Here is a 14,961-nt window from a genome sequence, read left to right as displayed (position 1 = left end):
AGGAGATCAAGACAATGGCTAAAATCAAACCCCGCGTGAAAGTGCCGAAAAAGGCAAAGGCCGGAGAGGCGGTCACGATCAAAACCCTGATCAGCCATCCGATGGAATCCGGCCAGCGCAAGGACCGCAAGACAGGCGAACTGATTCCGCGAAAGATCATCAACAAGTTCGTTGCGAAATATAACGGTACGGACGTGTTCTGGATGGATCTGGAGCCCGCAATTGCTGCGAACCCGTATGTCGAGTTCTCGGTGAAACTCTCGGAATCCGGAACCATGCGGTTCGAATGGACCGATGACGACGGCTCCGTCTACGACATCGAGAAAAAAATCACCGTCGCTTGAACGAACGGGATTAGTGGGAGGAACGACATGCGAAAATTCGTGGCACTGGGGGTCATCGGCCTCTTCGCCGCCGCCGCGATGCCGGTGGCGGCCGACGAGAATGCCGAGCTCGAGATCGACGGCCAGAAGCTCGTCACCAAGCTCGACGCTCCGGCGGATTCGCCGTTTTCGGAAATCCTGTCGGGCTGGCGGTTCCGCAACGACGAGACCCAGGCCCTTCAGGCTGATGATTTCGAGAATCCGGCCATGATCTTTGCCGAATATGGCGAGGAACTGTGGAACACGGCGGATGGCGAGGCAGGCAAGTCCTGCGCCGACTGCCACGGCGATGCGGCCGAGAGCATGAAAGGGGTGCGGGCCGCGATGCCGAAATGGCACGAGGGCAAGAAGACGCTCTTCACGCTCGAGGATCACATCAACTTGTCCCGCGAGGAACACCAGAAGGCCAAGCCGTGGAAATGGGAAAGCCAGGAGATGCTGGCCATGACCGCCTATATCGGTCTGCAATCCCGCGGCATGCCGGTCAATGTGAAGACCGACGGCCCGGCCAAGGAATGGTGGGAGAAGGGCAAGGAGCTCTACTACACCCGGGTCGGCCAGCTCGACATGGCCTGCGCGCATTGCCACGAGAACAACTATGGCAACATGATCCGGGCCGACCATCTGAGCCAGGGCCAGATCAACGGCTTCCCGGTCTATCGCCTGAAATGGCAGGGCATGGGCTCGATCCATCGCCGATTCAGCGGCTGCATGAAGAATATTCGCGGTACCCCGTACAAGCGCGGCTCGGACGAGTTCACCGCTCTCGAACTGTACCTTGCTTCCCGGGGCCAGGGCCTCTCCGTCGAGACACCCTCGCTGCGCAACTGACCCGCTGCCGTGCCCGGACCTATTGCGGTTCCGGGCACGGTCAGTGCCTGATCTATTCGTTACTCCGGTTCGCCGAGGCAGGAAAATGCAGCGGACGGGAGAGTTGTGTCCCGCGCATGGGACGGTTTGAAGGAGCCAGATGCCATGTTGTCGCGCCGCGATTTCCTCCAGACATCGTTCGCCGCGTCCGCCATTGTCGGTGCCAGCGGTTTCGGAAACTGGGCGCGCCTGGCCGCGCAGCAGCGGTTGACGCAGGATCAGCTGCTCGATTTCGAGGCCACCGGCAACGTCACGCTTGTGCATCTGACCGACTGTCACGCGCATCTGAAACCGGTCTGGTTCCGCGAGCCGTCAATCAATCTCGGCGTCGGCGACGCCAAGGGCAAGCCGCCTCATATTTCCGGCGAAAAATTTCTTGATACCTATGGGCTCACCTCCGGATCGCCCGAGGCCTACGCGCTGACTTCCGAGGATTTCGTCGCCCTTGCCCGGGAGTATGGCCGGGTCGGCGGGTTCGACCGGATCTCGACCGTCCTGAAGTCGATCCGGGCCGACCGCCCTGATGCGCTTTTCCTCGACGGCGGCGACACCTGGCATGGCTCCTACACGGCGCTCAAGACCGGCGGGCAGGACATGGTCAATGTCATGAATGCCCTGAAGCCTGACGCGATGACATCGCACTGGGAGTTCACCTACGGTATCGACCGCGTGACGGAGATCGTCGACGAACTGCCCTTCCCCTTCCTCGGCGCCAACATCTTCGACAATGAATGGGACGAGCCCGCCTATGACTCCCATGCCATGTTCGAGCGCGGCGGGGTCAAGGTCGCCGTGATCGGCCAGGCCTTTCCCTACCTCCCGATCGCGAATCCGCGCTGGATGTTCCCGAATCTCTCCTTCGGAATTCGCGAGCAGCGCATGCGCGAGGTGGTCGAGGAGGTCCGGGCGGACGGCGCCGAACTCGTCGTGTTGCTGTCCCACAACGGTTTCGACGTGGACCGCAAGATGGCCTCCCAGGTCGAGGGGATCGACGTCATTCTCTCCGGTCACACGCATGATGCCCTGCCGGAGCCGGTGCAGGTCGGCAACACTCTGGTCATTGCTTCGGGCTCGCACGGGAAGTTCGTCTCCCGCATCGACCTCGATGTCCGCGACGGCGGGGTGAAGGGCTACAATTACCGCCTGATCCCGATCTTCTCAGATGTGATCGAGCCGGATCCGGAAATGACCGCCCTGGTCGATGCAGAGCGGGCGCCGTTCAAGGCCGAACTCGAAGAGGTGATCGGCACGACCCAGTCGCTGCTCTATCGCCGCGGCAACTTCAACGGCACCTGGGACGACCTCATCTGTCAGGCCCTGCTGGAGGAACGCGAGGCCGACATCGCGCTCTCGCCGGGCTTCCGCTGGGGCGCGAGCCTGCTCCCGGGCGACCCGATCACGCGCGAGGACATCTATTCCGCCACCTCGATGTCCTATCCGAACGCCTATCGCAGCGAAATGACCGGCGAGCTCATCCACACCATTCTCGAGGATGTCGCCGACAACCTGTTCAACCCCGATCCCTATTACCAGCAGGGCGGCGACATGGTCCGGGTCGGGGGCATGGGCTACACGATCGACATTTCGCAGCCGATCGGCAGCCGCATCACCGACATGACCCTCCTGAAGACCGGCGAGCCGATCGATCCGTCCAAGACCTATATCGTCTCGGGCTGGGCGTCGGTCAACGAGGGCACGGAGGGACCGCCGATCTACGACCTTGTCGAGCAGTATATAGGCCGCAAGGGCTCGATCGAGATCACCCCGAACACCGCCGTCAAGACGATCGCCGGATAGGCCGGAGACTGGAACGATGACAGAGAAGACACCTACCTCACGCAGAAACTTCCTCAAGGGCAGCCTCGCCGCCGGCGGGGCGCTCGCCGCGACACCGGCGCTGGCTGCGGGCGATCCTGCGATCCTGGAAGTCCAGCCCTGGGCCAACCAGCTCGGTGAGGGCGTCGATGCCGCCCCGTACGGCATGCCGTCGAAATACGAGGCCCATGTCCGCCGCAGGGATGTGCCCTGGCTGACCGCGGATCCTGTCAGTTCGGTGAACTTCACGCCGCTGCACGAGCTCGACGGCGTGATCACCCCGAACGGTCTTTGCTTCGAACGCCATCATGGCGGCGTCGCCGAGGTCGATCCGGCGAAGTACCGCTTGATGATCAACGGCCTGGTCGAGAAGGAACTGGTCTTCACCCTGCAGGACCTGAAGCGGTTTCCGCGCCAGAACCGGGCCTATTTCCTCGAATGCGCCGCCAACAGCGGGATGGAATGGCGGGGCGCGCAGCTCAATGGCTGCCAGTTCACCCACGGCATGATCCACAACGTGATCTATACCGGTGTTTCGCTCCGGACCATTCTCGAGCAGGCCGGGGTCAAGACCAGCGGCAAGTGGATCCTTCCCGAAGGCGCGGATGCGGCGGCGATGACCCGCTCGATCCCGATCGAGAAGGCGCTGGACGATTGCCTCGTCGCCTTCGCGATGAACGGCGAGGCGCTGCGTCCGGAGCAGGGTTACCCGGTGCGCCTCGTCGTGCCCGGCTGGGAAGGCAACATGTGGGTCAAGTGGCTGCGCCGGATCGAGGTCGGCGACATGCCCTGGCATCACCGCGAGGAGACCTCGAAATACACCGATCTCTTCGCCAACGGGAAGGCGCGGCGCTTCACCTGGGAGATGGACGCCAAGTCCGTCATTACCAGTCCGAGCCCGCAGGTCCCGATCACCCACGGCAAGGGCCATACCATCATCACGGGCGTCGCCTGGTCCGGCCGCGGCACGGTGAAGGAAGTGCACGTGACGACCGACGGCGGCCGCAACTGGCAACAGGCGCGGATCGACGGGCCGTCCTGGGACAAGTCCATGCATCGCTTCTATTACGAGTTCGACTGGGACGGCAGTCCGCTGCTGCTGCAGTCGCGCGCGGTGGACAGCACCGGTTATGTGCAGCCGACCAAGAACGAGTTGCGGGCGGTCCGTGGCGAGAACTCGATCTACCACAATAACGGTATCCAGACCTGGGCGGTGAATGCCAACGGGGAGGCGGAAAATGTCGAGATTTCCTGATCTTGCGGTCTTCGCCCTGATCTTCGGCATGGCCGCCGGGAGCGCCGTCGCCGAATCCTACGGCCTCGGCCGCGAAGCGACCCCGGAAGAGGTCGCGGCCTGGGATATCGATATCCGTCCGGACGGGTTGGGGCTGCCGGACGGCGGCGGCTCGGTCGCCGACGGCGAGGAGATCTATGTCGAGCGCTGCGCCGTCTGCCACGGCGATTTCGGCGAGGCCGTCGGCCGCTGGCCGGTCCTTGCCGGCGGCTATGAAACGCTGACCAGCGCCCGCCCGGTCAAGACCATCGGCTCCTACTGGCCCTATCTCTCCACGGTCTGGGATTATGTGCATCGCGCGATGCCGTTCGGCGACGCGCAATCGCTCAGTGCCGACGAGACCTATGCGCTGACCGCCTATCTCCTCTATCTCAATGACATCGTCGACGACGAGTTCGAACTGACGAGGGAGAACTTCACCGAGGTGGTGATGCCGAATGCGGACGGGTTCTATGCCGATGACAGGACTGAAACCCCGGTCTGGAAGAACCGCACGCCCTGCATGAAAGATTGCAAGGCGGAGGTGAAGATCACCGCGCGGGCTGCCGTTATCGACGTGACGCCGGACGATCCGACCGCCCGCCATCCAACCGGGGAGGGATCCGAAGAGAAAGCCGAGGCTGCGGAGCAGCCCGAGGCCGAGGTGGCGTCTGCCCCCACCCCCGCCGTGGACCCGGCTCTGGTCGAGGCAGGCAAGAAGGTGTTCCGGAAATGCAAGGCCTGCCATGCCGTCGGCGATGGCGCGAAGCACAAGATCGGGCCGCACCTGAACGATATCTTCGGGCGCACCGCCGGCACCGTTGACGGGTTCGGCAAATACTCGAAGGATATGGTGAAGGCTGGCGAAGAGGGGCTCGTCTGGGACGAGGAGACGCTCGCGGCGTTCCTTGCCAAGCCCAGGTCCGTGATCAAGCGGACGAAGATGGCCTTCGCAGGCTTGAAGAAAGATGCTGAGCTGGATGCGGTGATCGCTTATCTGAAGGCCATGCCTGAATAGCGCGCGGAGATGAGATGAACGCGGAGACGGTGCGCATTGTCCGGGCCTTCGGCCTCGCGATCCTGCTGGCCGTCTCCCTGTCGCCCGGCACGGCCGGGGCCGTCGAACTCGGGGATCCGAAGGCCGGTGAGCAACTCTTCAAGGTCTGCAAATCCTGTCACCGTATGGGCGAGGGGGCCCGCAACGGTGTCGGCCCGCATCTGAACGGGATCTTCGGCCGCGCCGCCGGGGCAATCGACGATTTCAACTACTCAGAAGGGATGATCCGCGCCGGTTCGGACGGTCTCGTCTGGGATGCGGAAAGCCTCGATCTCTACATTGAAAACCCCAAGACCTTTGTCTCCAAGACCCGGATGAATTTTGCCGGTATGCCCGATCCCGTGGAGCGGTCACATCTGCTCGCATATCTCCGCGCCTTTTCCGACAGGCCGAGCGACATTCCCGAAGCAGCGCCGACCTCGACACCGACCGACCACGCGCTCGATCCGACGATCCTCGCGATCGTCGGCGATCCGGATTATGGTGAATACCTGTCCGGCGAATGTCTGACCTGCCATCAGAAGAGCGGCGCGAGCGAGGGCATTCCCTCGATCACCGGATGGCCGAAGGAGGATTTCGTGGTGGCCATGCATGCCTACAAGAGAGAGATCCGCCCGCACCCGGTGATGCGCATGATCGCGGGGCGCCTGTCAGATGAAGAAATCGCCGGATTGGCGGCGTATTTCGAAGGTCTCGACTGAACGGGGCCCAAAACGGGAGGAACTGCCATGTCTATGAGTAGAAGGTCGATCCTGAAAGGTGCGGCAGCGGGTGCCGCGCTGACCGCGGCGCCGATGATCATGGGTGCCAGTCACGGCAAGCCGAAGGTTGTCGTCGTCGGAGGCGGCGCCGGCGGCGCCACGGTGGCCCGGTATCTCGCCAAGGACAGCAAGGGCGCGCTCGACGTCACCCTCGTGGAACCGACGCGCACCTACTACACCTGTTTCTTCTCCAATCTCTATCTCGGCGGTTTCCGCTCGCTGGATTCGATTGCCCACAGCTACGGTAAGCTTGCCAGCGAGTATGGCGTCAACGTCGTGCACGACTGGGCTGTGGGCGTCGACCGGGACAAGAAGACGGTCGCACTCGCCGGAGGAGGTTCGGTGCCATACGACCGGCTCGTGCTGTCGCCCGGCATCGATTTCGTGGACGGTTCGGTTCCCGGTTGGGACATCTCGGCCCAGAATCACATGCCGCACGCCTACAAGGCGGGCTCGCAGACCGAGCTTCTGAAGGCCCAGGTCGAGTCCATGCGCGAAGGCGGTGTCTTTGCCATGGTGGCCCCGCCGAATCCCTATCGTTGTCCGCCGGGTCCCTATGAGCGGGTCTCGATGGTGGCCCATGTCCTGAAGGCGAAGAATCCGAAGGCGAAGATCCTGATCTTCGACCCGAAGAAGAAATTCTCCAAGCAGGGTCTGTTTCAGGAAGGCTGGGAAGCGCGCTATCCGGGCATGATCGACTGGCTCGACGCCGAATTCACAGGGCCGCTGGAGGAAGTGCGCCCCGACAGCATGGAGATCGTGGTCGGCGGCGAGGTGACGAAGGCCGATGTCGCGAATGTTATCCCGGCTCAGAAAGCCGGCCGCATCGCCGAAATGGCCGGCGTGACAAACGACAAGGGATGGGCGCCGGTGGTCCCGGCAACGATGCAGAGCCGGATGGACGAGAACATCCATGTCCTCGGCGACGCCTCGCAGCAGGGCGACATGCCGAAATCCGGATTCTCCGCCAACAGCCAGGCAAAGGTTGCGGCAAATGCGATCCGCGGTGCGCTTACCGGCTCCAAGGTGTTCCCGGCCAAGTTCTCCAATACTTGCTGGTCGCTCATAGATACCGATAACGGGGTCAAGGTCGGCGCCGCCTACGAGGCCACGCCGGAAAAGATCGCCAAGACCTCCGGGTTCATCAGCCAGACCGGCGAGGACGCCGCACTGCGCAAGCAGACCTTCGAGGAAAGCCTCGGCTGGTATGCCGGCATCACGACCGACATGTTCGGTTGATCCGGGTCAAAGCCGCAGCCCGCGGAGACGATACCGCGGGCTGCGGCTGCCCGCCTTGCCGGGAAAAGACGCCCGGTTGATTTGACGAAAGAGTCCGAACAGAAAATGGTTGTCGCCGATCTTGAGATACCGCGCCGCATGGTAGGTGCGACCGGTGGGTCGGCTCGGCAGCGGCGAGAGGAGACAAAGTATGCCGGTCCTGTTTCGTATACTCGCCGTGATCTGTCTTCTGACGATGTCGGCCGCCGTGCCCTGGAGCGCGCGCGCCGACGACGGGTTCCACAGGCTGGTCCTGCAGATCAGCGACAGCGATCCGCACAAGATGGTGTCGGTTCTGAATGTCGCCGCCAATGTATCGCGGCACTATTCGGGGATCGGCGAGGAGGTCGAAGTCCGCATCGTCGCCTTCGAGGCGGGGCTGCACATGCTGCGGACAGATACCGCGCCGGAGGATGTGGCGAAACGAGTGCGGGGGTTCGGCATGAGCATGCCGAACGTCACCTTTGTTGCCTGCGGCAATACCATCGACACAATGGAGCGGCTGGAAGGCAAGAAGATCCCGGTCATCGAGGACGCGGAAACCGTTCAGACGGGTGTCGTGGCGCTGATCGAAGCGAACGAGGCCGGATGGACCATCGTACGGCCGTAACCCCGGCTGGCCGCTGAGAGGCCGCCGTGGAGTTCCTCGAATCCCTTCTTGCGACCGATGTCGTCTCGGATCCGGCCAAGGCCGCGCTCTGCGGATTGGTCGTCGGCCTCGTCTTCGGCGTCTGCGCCCAGGCGAGCCGATTCTGCCTGCGCAGCGCCTCCATCGAGTTCTGGCGCGGCGCGCCCGGTCCGAGCTTCGCCGTCTGGCTGCTGGTCTTCGGCTCGGCGCTGCTATTCGTCCAGGTCCTGCTCTGGACGGATAATCTGCCGCCGTCGGAGGTCCGGCAGCTGGCCACGGCCGGGACCCTTTCGGGAGCGATCATCGGCGGGGCGATGTTCGGCGCCGGGATGATTCTCGCCCGCGGCTGCGCCAGCCGGCTGCTCGTGCTCTCGGCAACGGGCAACCTCCGGGCACTGATGACCGGACTGCTCGTTACCGTCATCGCCCAGGCCGCACTTACCGGGCTGCTCTCGCCTCTGCGCCTCGACCTCTCCGCGCTCTGGACCGTCGGCGCCGACGCCCGCAACCTCAATTTCCATCTGCCCGAGGCAGCCGGTATCGCGGCTGGAGCGGTGCTTCTGGCCGGCGCACTCTATCTTGCCTTCCGCTCCGGTTTGCATTGGTCGCGGTCGCTGATCGCCATCGCTCTCGGCGGCTCGGTTGCGCTTGGCTGGCTGCTGACCTCCGCGCTCGCAAGGGTCTCCTTCGAGCCGGTCTCGGTGCTCAGTGTCACCTTCACGGGGCCGTCCGCCGATACCCTTATGGCGCTGATCACGCAGCCGGCCCTGCCGCTTGAATTCAGTCTCGGGCTGGTGCCCGGCGTCGCTTGCGGCGCGTGTGCGTCCGCCTTGTCCCGCGGCGAGTTCAGGGTCGAGGTGTTCGACCAGTCGACCGGCATGGTGCGTTATGTCGTCGGGGCGGTGCTCATGGGCTTCGGAGGCATGCTGGCGGGCGGCTGTGCGGTCGGGGCGGGCGTGACCGGCGGGTCGGTCCTGTCGCTGACCGCCTGGCTGGCGCTCCTTGCCATGTGGCTGGGCTCCGGCGCGTGCCAGTGGCTGATGGAGCGCCGGATCCCGGCTTTCGGAAACGGTCAGGTAACCTCATGACTCTTGCAATGCGTTAACGGTCAGGTAACCTCATGACTCTTGCAATGCGTTTCTTTCTCGCGGCGGTGCTGTTCCTCGGTTCCGCCGGCGGTCTCGTCGTAGAGATCGTCGCCGGGCGCCTGATCGCGCCCTATGTCGGCATGTCTCTCTATACCTGGACCGCGATCATCGCCGTGGTGCTCGCCGGTCTCTCCGTCGGCCACTGGATCGGCGGGCGCATGGCGGGACCGGAAACCGACCGCGTCAGCGGCATGCGCCGCCTCGCGATCGCTCTGGCCCTCGCCGGCGTCTCGAGCCTGCTCGCGCTCGTGCTGCTGAACGATCTTGCCGTCGGACTGCTCGCCTCGGGGCTCGGTCAGGTCACGATCGTGGTACTGCTCGCGACGGCGCTCTTCCTGCTGCCGAGCCTCTTTGTCGGCATGGTGGCCCCCATCGTCACCAAGCTTGCCGTCGACGAGGCGCCCGAGCGGACCGGCGCTGTGCTGGGACAGATGTACGCCATCGGAACGGTCGGCAGCATCGCGGGCACGCTCTCGGCGGGCTATTTCTTCATTTCCTGGGTCGGCTCCGCCGGCACCCTGATCGCGGTCACGCTGCTCTATGCACTGCTGGCGCTCGCCTGCGCCCTGCTCGCGGGGCGCAAGACGGTTCTTGTTGCCTGTATCGCGCTCGCCGGGGTCTCCGTTCCGCTTCTCGGAACAGGCTTCGCGCGCGGTGCCTTCACCTCCCGCTGCACGGTGGAAAGCGATTACTTCTGCATCGTGATCGACGATTTCGCACCCTATAGCGGCCGCGCGAGCAAGCTCATGGTGCTGGACAATCTGGTGCACAGCATCAACGACCGGGACGACCCGAGCCTGCTCTACAGCCCCTATATCCATTTCGTCGACGAATATGCCCGCCGGCGCTTTCCACTGGATGTCGCGGGCACGGAACTCTCCGCCTTCTTCATCGGCGGTGGCGGGTATTCCCTGCCGCGCGCCTGGGCCGCGACGGTGCCGGGCGCGCGGCTCCTGGTGGCGGAGATCGACCCTGCGGTGACCGCGGCGGCCGGCGCGGAACTCTGGCTCGATGCGTCGGCACCGGGGCTCGAGATCCACCACCGCGACGCCCGCGCCCTGCTGCAGTCCTTGCCGCGTGAACCGCAGTTCGACGTGATCTTCGGCGATGCCTTTCACGACATTTCGGTACCGACCCACCTGGTCAGCCGCGAGTTCCACGGCGAAATCGCGGCCCGGCTCAGGGCGGACGGGTTCTATGTCGTGAATGTGGTGGACGGCGCACGCAACCCGCGTTTCCTAGCCGCGCTGGTGCACACGCTGGCGCAGGATTTCGACGATGTCTCGATCTGGAGGGAAGCCGGCGAAACCGGGGGGATCGACCCCGAAGGCCGCGTGACCTACGAGGTGGTCGCATCCTCCTCCGGTGCACCGGTGGCGGCGATCCATTCGGCCTTCGGGATCCGCCGCATCTGGCAGCGGATCCTGATCGCGGATCTGATGGATGCCGATTCCGGAACCCCGGTGGTCCTGACCGACGATTTCGCGCCGGTCGACCGTCTGCTTTCCGGGGTCCTGTTCTCGGCCGTTACTACTGAATGAGCTGCGTCAGATTGTTCGAGGTGCCTCTCTGACCTTCGAGCGCGGAGTCGACGGGAAGCTTCGGGTCCGCCGACCATTCGACCATGGAGCCGTCATACATCTTCGCGTCATTGTTCCCGAGAATCTCCCGGGAGACGAACCAGCCGAGGCTTGCCCAGTGCCCGGTATTGCAGAAGCTGATCTGCGTCCCCCCGGTCGGGATCCCCGCCATCGCATAAAGCTTGGCGATCGTCTCGCGGTCGCGGAACTCCCCGCCGTTCCGGGTCAACCAGGCCTCCGGCAGGTTCCGGGCCCCCGGAATGGTGCCGGCGCGCTTCGCCTTGCTGTGCTTGCTGATGCCGAGGAACTGCTCCTGCGGGCGGTTGTCGACGATGACGTCGCCGGCCGCTGCGGCCGCTGCCATATCGGTCTTGTTGACCAGCATGTCCTCGCGCAGTTCCGCGGAGAAGATCGTCGGGTCCAGTTTGACCTCGCCCCGTTCGAGCGGGTTGACCGGCTGCTTCGTCTTCTCGTCGATCTCGGCGGTATATGCCCGCATGCCGCCGTCCAGGATGGAGACCGCATCGTGACCGACGACCTTGAAGGTCCAGTAGATGCGGGTCGCGGTGCCCATATCGAGCGCGCTGCGGCCGGCCGGAACGATGACGACATGGTCCTCGTTCTCGATGCCGAGGTCGCCGATCGTGGTTTCCAGGGTCGCGACGGTGGAGAGCTGGGCGATGGTGCCGTTGCCGTCCTGGGTGCGCCAGCCGTCCTTCAGATAGTTGGTCCAGATTGCGCCTGGAATGTGGGCCTCGACGTAGTCCGCCTTGCTGGCGCCGGCGAGTTCGCCGCGCACGTCTAGGAAGACGATACCGGGCTTGCCGATATGCGCCTTCACCCAATCGACGCTCACCAGCGGCGTTGCGGTTTCGGCGCGCGCGGCGCCGGCGATCACGACCAAAGCGAACAGGGAGGCGATCAGTTTCTTCATCGTCTTGTCCAATCGAAGCCATGGCATGCAGCGCCTTTCGGAAAAAGCACCAGCCGATTGTCGATGAAAATAGAAAGATCGTTCCCGTTTTCCTAGGTCTGGGGCGGAAGAAAGAAGAAATCTGTCAGATTGATGTTTCGGTCCAAACAGCTTGTTCCTGATTCCCGGGATCTCTGACCGGGTTGTGCCGCGCAAGACGTGGTCGATTAGGCCGACCGCGTTGGTCGCCGGACGGTCCGTACCGTCGGGCTGTTGCCGCCGCCGCAGAAAAAGCGTTCGCCGCCGTCAGATTCGAGCCCTGACACCCCGGTCCCCTCCGGCATCTCGAGAAACTCCAAGACTTCGCCCGTCGCGGCGTCGATGCGGCGGATATCGCTCTTGTCTTCCTGCCAAGTCCCGTGCCAGAGCTCGCCATCGACCCAGGTCACGCCGGTGACGAAGCGGTCGGAGGCGATGGTGCGGAGGATCGCGCCGGTTTCCGGATCGATCTGATGGATCCTCGCGCCGCGATGCTCGCCGACCCAGAGCGATCCCTCCGCCCAGGCCATGCCGGAATCGCTGCCCTGCGCGGGCGCGGGGATGGTCGCGAGGATCTTTCCGGTCTCCGGATCTATCTTATGGATCACGGCGTCGGCGATCTGGAAGAGATGCGTGCCGTCGAACGCCGTTCCGGCGTGCGAGGCAACGTCGATCGTCTTGAGAACGGTCCCGCTCTCCGGGTCGACCGCATTCAGCCTTGCGCCGGTGGCGACCCAGATCCGCGCACCGTCGTAACTGACGCCGTTGACCCCCTCCGTGCCCGGAAAGGGGCCGTACTCGCGAATGATTTCCGCTTCTGACCGTTTCATGAGGTGATCCTATCCGCTCCGCGAGAGCACCGGGAGTAACAAGCATGTCGGGAAACCGGGCAGGCTCCGGGCGACCCAGCGGCAGGCCCGCCCGCGTCCGAAGGAGTCGACTTTCTCAGCCGCGGCAAGCTCCTCCAGGGCACGCTGGACCGTCCGGGAACTGACGCCAAGGGCGAGAGCAAGTGCGGAACTCGACCAGGCCTCGCCGTCGGCCAGAAGGGCGAGAAGTGAGCCGTGTTTCTCCGCGACCGGCGGGGCCAGCACGGCCACGCCCCCATGCGCTGCCGATTCAAGGGCAAATCCCCTTTTCGTAGCCGTCAGCTCCACGAGCGGCCGCAGGAGCTTGCGAAGTCGGCCGATCTCGACGCGCAACCGGGCGCGGTGGGAGTCGTCGGCGTGCCGCGCCCCGAACGCGCGTGCAAGCAGTTCCTCGCGCGTCACGTCGCCGGGCCACGCTTCCGCGAGCGCGCGCGCAAGGGCGAAGAGCACGGGCCGGCCGGCGAGCGGAACCGTCTTCGGGCCGCTGCGTACGAGGTTGCGGCAGGCATCGACCAGAAGGGTGTCCGAGGCGATCAGTGCCTCGACATCGCTCAGCCCGATCAGGCGATCTCCGTCCTGCGCGATCAGCCGGGCGGCCGGAGCCGCGAACGCCCTGGCCGCGCGTTCAACCTCGGCGGACAAGGCGGCGATCCCGGCAGTACGCGCGGTTCGCTCCGCCTGTTCGAGCGCCCCCCGGACTTCGCCCGCCCGTATCCGCCGCATGGCGACCCCGGCAGCGACCAGTGCATGGCCGACCCGGGAGGCGGGTGGCAGCCCGGCCCGGTCTATGTCGCGGAGCAGATCGTCCGCTGCATCCAGCCTTCCGGTCAGCAGGTGCCAGCGCGCCAGAAGATAACCCGCATGCGCGGCATTGGTCCTGTCGCCGCCGGCGGCGAGCGTGTCCCGCGCCCTTTCGAGTGTTGCCACGGAGCGGGCGAGATCGCGGGAAACCAGCTCGATTTCGGCTTCCGCCACCTTGCACCGGGCCCCGGCGACGGGTTCGCCGGGACCGAAGGCCTGCGCCGCGCGCCGGAGCAGATCCCTTGCGCGCGGAAAGTCATCAAGTTGGGCCATCGCGATCCCGCGCAAGGCGAGTGCGGGCGCGTCGTCGCGTAGCGCAACCCGCTTCAAGGCACTCAGCGGATCGCCCGCGGCGAGAGCCTGTGAAGCAGCGGTGATCAGCGAGTCCATGGAAATCCCGTCAGACTTGTCACTCCCACCCGGCGCCGCTCCCGTCCTACATCCGGACCGGGTTCGGCAGCGGCCGGACGCGGTTGCCATCGGACGGGGACGGCGGGATGAAAGCATGGAACACGGAGCGAGGAAACATCCTGCGGCGCCTGCGCCGCACCGGATGGCTCCCGCTGGCAGCGTCACCGACCTTCGCGCTGATGGCCCTCGTCGAGTCCAACACCTCGCCGTCCCCCTTCTGCATGGTGGCTCCCGGCGGCATGCCGTTCGGCGGCATGGTCTGGATGTATCTGCTGATGTGCCTCTTCCATCTCTCGCCCTGGCTGAAGCTCGCCGGAGGCCCGCCGCGCAAGAACGGACAATCCCTTATTCCGAAACATGGAGACCGATCATGAACACGCATAGAGTTGTTTCCCGCGAAGACTGGCTTCTGGCCCGCAAGGCGCTTCTCGCGAGAGAGCGGGCGATGACCCGCGAACTCGACGCGCTCCGCGCCGAGCGCCGGAAGATGCCCTGGGTGAAAGTCGAGAAGCCCTATCGCTTCGAGGGACCGGAAGGTGAACTCTCGCTCGGGGATCTGTTCGGCGCGAGAAGTCAGCTCGCGATCTACAATTTCATGCTGAGCCCGGGATCCGACCATATCTGCCCCGGCTGCTCCTTCATCTCCGATCATGTCGACGCGGCGCGACAGCATTTCGAGCAGGCCGACCTTGCCTTTGCGGCGGTCTCGCGGGTGCCGCTCGCGCGGATAGAGGAGGTCAAGACGCGGATGGGCTGGACCTTCCCTTGGGTCTCCTCGGAAGGCAGCGACTTCAATTTCGATTTCGGCGTCTCCTTTACGGAAGAACAACTCGCCTCCGGCCAGGCCATCTACAACTACGGCACGGTGATCGAGCAGGCCCGCGACCTCTTCGGTGCAAGCATCTTCGTGAAGGACGCGGAGGGAACGGTCTTCCATACCTACTCGACCTATCAACGCGGGGCCGAGTTGCTGATCGGGGCCTTCAACTGGCTCGACCTGACCCCGAAGGGACGGAACGAGACCGGCGGCATCATGAGCTGGGTAAAGCTGCACGACGAGTATTGAGCCAGGTTGCCGGACACGCCGTCCGGTCCCATACTTCCAGTCGAGGTACCGGGGTGCGGGCCGGGCGGC

Annotated in this window: 15 protein-coding genes; 12 read left to right on the top strand and 3 right to left on the bottom strand. The window is 64.6% G+C overall.

What is annotated here, in order from left to right:
* Positions 1-14: 14 nt before the first annotated feature.
* The 10 genes from soxZ (at position 15) to ACOOE1_RS11405 (ending at position 10,754) form a co-directional block, all read left to right on the top strand.
* Complete coding sequence (gene soxZ / locus ACOOE1_RS11450; RefSeq protein ID WP_420402328.1) at positions 15-344, top strand: thiosulfate oxidation carrier complex protein SoxZ; 330 nt, start codon at positions 15-17, stop codon at positions 342-344.
* Between the two features lie 27 nt (positions 345-371).
* On the top strand, positions 372-1,214 hold the full coding sequence (soxA, locus tag ACOOE1_RS11445) for a sulfur oxidation c-type cytochrome SoxA (RefSeq protein WP_420402327.1): 843 nt from the start codon (positions 372-374) through the stop codon (positions 1,212-1,214).
* A gap of 144 nt (positions 1,215-1,358) precedes the next feature.
* The gene (soxB, locus tag ACOOE1_RS11440) at positions 1,359-3,050 is read left to right on the top strand and encodes a thiosulfohydrolase SoxB (protein WP_420402326.1); all 1,692 of its coding nucleotides are present in this window, start codon (positions 1,359-1,361) and stop codon (positions 3,048-3,050) included.
* A 16-nt stretch (positions 3,051-3,066) separates the two neighbouring features.
* Positions 3,067-4,323, top strand: coding sequence for a sulfite dehydrogenase (gene soxC, locus ACOOE1_RS11435; protein ID WP_420402325.1), 1,257 nt, complete (start codon positions 3,067-3,069; stop codon positions 4,321-4,323).
* A complete protein-coding gene (locus ACOOE1_RS11430; protein ID WP_420402324.1) occupies positions 4,307-5,359 on the top strand; it encodes a c-type cytochrome in 1,053 nt (350 codons plus the stop codon). The genes soxC and ACOOE1_RS11430 overlap by 17 nt, the downstream gene beginning before the upstream one ends.
* Positions 5,360-5,373: 14 nt before the next feature.
* Positions 5,374-6,099, top strand: a complete 726-nt coding sequence (locus tag ACOOE1_RS11425; protein ID WP_420402323.1) for a c-type cytochrome — start codon at positions 5,374-5,376, stop codon at positions 6,097-6,099.
* Between the two features lie 27 nt (positions 6,100-6,126).
* Positions 6,127-7,398: an FCSD flavin-binding domain-containing protein gene (locus tag ACOOE1_RS11420; protein WP_420402322.1), complete on the top strand. Its 1,272-nt coding sequence runs from the start codon at positions 6,127-6,129 to the stop codon at positions 7,396-7,398.
* Positions 7,399-7,588: 190 nt separating this feature from the next.
* Positions 7,589-8,047: a hypothetical protein gene (locus tag ACOOE1_RS11415; RefSeq protein ID WP_420402321.1), complete on the top strand. Its 459-nt coding sequence runs from the start codon at positions 7,589-7,591 to the stop codon at positions 8,045-8,047.
* A 26-nt stretch (positions 8,048-8,073) separates the two neighbouring features.
* The gene (locus tag ACOOE1_RS11410) at positions 8,074-9,153 is read left to right on the top strand and encodes a YeeE/YedE family protein (protein ID WP_420402320.1); all 1,080 of its coding nucleotides are present in this window, start codon (positions 8,074-8,076) and stop codon (positions 9,151-9,153) included.
* Positions 9,154-9,197: 44 nt separating this feature from the next.
* Positions 9,198-10,754, top strand: coding sequence for a fused MFS/spermidine synthase (locus ACOOE1_RS11405; protein WP_420402319.1), 1,557 nt, complete (start codon positions 9,198-9,200; stop codon positions 10,752-10,754).
* On the opposite strand, the gene ACOOE1_RS11400 is transcribed toward ACOOE1_RS11405, so the two are convergent.
* The 3 genes from ACOOE1_RS11400 to ACOOE1_RS11390 all read right to left on the bottom strand — a co-directional run bounded on the left by ACOOE1_RS11400 (position 10,744) and on the right by ACOOE1_RS11390 (position 13,805).
* A complete protein-coding gene (locus tag ACOOE1_RS11400) occupies positions 10,744-11,727 on the bottom strand; it encodes a sulfurtransferase (protein ID WP_420402318.1) in 984 nt (327 codons plus the stop codon). The two genes, ACOOE1_RS11405 and ACOOE1_RS11400, sit on opposite strands and share 11 nt — an antisense overlap.
* Before the next feature lie 206 nt (positions 11,728-11,933).
* Positions 11,934-12,575 (bottom strand): hypothetical protein, encoded by a 642-nt coding sequence (locus ACOOE1_RS11395; RefSeq protein WP_420402317.1) that lies wholly within the window; start codon positions 12,573-12,575, stop codon positions 11,934-11,936.
* 9 nt (positions 12,576-12,584) lie between these two features.
* Complete coding sequence (locus ACOOE1_RS11390; RefSeq protein ID WP_420402316.1) at positions 12,585-13,805, bottom strand: hypothetical protein; 1,221 nt, start codon at positions 13,803-13,805, stop codon at positions 12,585-12,587.
* A gap of 107 nt (positions 13,806-13,912) precedes the next feature.
* On the opposite strand from ACOOE1_RS11390, the gene ACOOE1_RS11385 reads away from it, so the two are divergent.
* Both ACOOE1_RS11385 and ACOOE1_RS11380 read left to right on the top strand, forming a co-directional pair.
* Positions 13,913-14,200 (top strand): hypothetical protein, encoded by a 288-nt coding sequence (locus tag ACOOE1_RS11385; protein WP_420402315.1) that lies wholly within the window; start codon positions 13,913-13,915, stop codon positions 14,198-14,200.
* Entirely contained in the window at positions 14,197-14,892 is a 696-nt protein-coding gene (locus ACOOE1_RS11380; RefSeq protein ID WP_420402314.1) for a DUF899 domain-containing protein, read from the top strand. Before ACOOE1_RS11385 ends, ACOOE1_RS11380 begins: the two co-directional genes overlap by 4 nt.
* Positions 14,893-14,961: the final 69 nt, after the last annotated feature.

Source organism: Nisaea sp. (genome assembly GCF_965216895.1).
Taxonomy (GTDB): domain Bacteria; phylum Pseudomonadota; class Alphaproteobacteria; order Thalassobaculales; family Thalassobaculaceae; genus Nisaea.
The sequence above is the reverse complement of the archived record's forward strand: the minus strand, read 5'-3'. Positions and strand labels throughout refer to the sequence as shown.

Coding starts and splice junctions, on each gene's coding strand:
- soxZ (WP_420402328.1), top strand. CDS start 15: ATGGCTAAAATCAAACCCCGCGTGAAAGTGCCGAAAAAGGCAAAGGCC.
- ACOOE1_RS11430 (WP_420402324.1), top strand. CDS start 4,307: ATGTCGAGATTTCCTGATCTTGCGGTCTTCGCCCTGATCTTCGGCATG.
- ACOOE1_RS11385 (WP_420402315.1), top strand. CDS start 13,913: ATGAAAGCATGGAACACGGAGCGAGGAAACATCCTGCGGCGCCTGCGC.
- ACOOE1_RS11420 (WP_420402322.1), top strand. CDS start 6,127: ATGTCTATGAGTAGAAGGTCGATCCTGAAAGGTGCGGCAGCGGGTGCC.
- ACOOE1_RS11390 (WP_420402316.1), bottom strand. CDS start 13,805: ATGGACTCGCTGATCACCGCTGCTTCACAGGCTCTCGCCGCGGGCGAT.
- soxB (WP_420402326.1), top strand. CDS start 1,359: ATGTTGTCGCGCCGCGATTTCCTCCAGACATCGTTCGCCGCGTCCGCC.
- ACOOE1_RS11415 (WP_420402321.1), top strand. CDS start 7,589: ATGCCGGTCCTGTTTCGTATACTCGCCGTGATCTGTCTTCTGACGATG.
- ACOOE1_RS11400 (WP_420402318.1), bottom strand. CDS start 11,727: ATGAAGAAACTGATCGCCTCCCTGTTCGCTTTGGTCGTGATCGCCGGC.
- soxA (WP_420402327.1), top strand. CDS start 372: ATGCGAAAATTCGTGGCACTGGGGGTCATCGGCCTCTTCGCCGCCGCC.
- ACOOE1_RS11380 (WP_420402314.1), top strand. CDS start 14,197: ATGAACACGCATAGAGTTGTTTCCCGCGAAGACTGGCTTCTGGCCCGC.
- ACOOE1_RS11425 (WP_420402323.1), top strand. CDS start 5,374: ATGAACGCGGAGACGGTGCGCATTGTCCGGGCCTTCGGCCTCGCGATC.
- ACOOE1_RS11405 (WP_420402319.1), top strand. CDS start 9,198: ATGCGTTTCTTTCTCGCGGCGGTGCTGTTCCTCGGTTCCGCCGGCGGT.
- ACOOE1_RS11395 (WP_420402317.1), bottom strand. CDS start 12,575: ATGAAACGGTCAGAAGCGGAAATCATTCGCGAGTACGGCCCCTTTCCG.
- soxC (WP_420402325.1), top strand. CDS start 3,067: ATGACAGAGAAGACACCTACCTCACGCAGAAACTTCCTCAAGGGCAGC.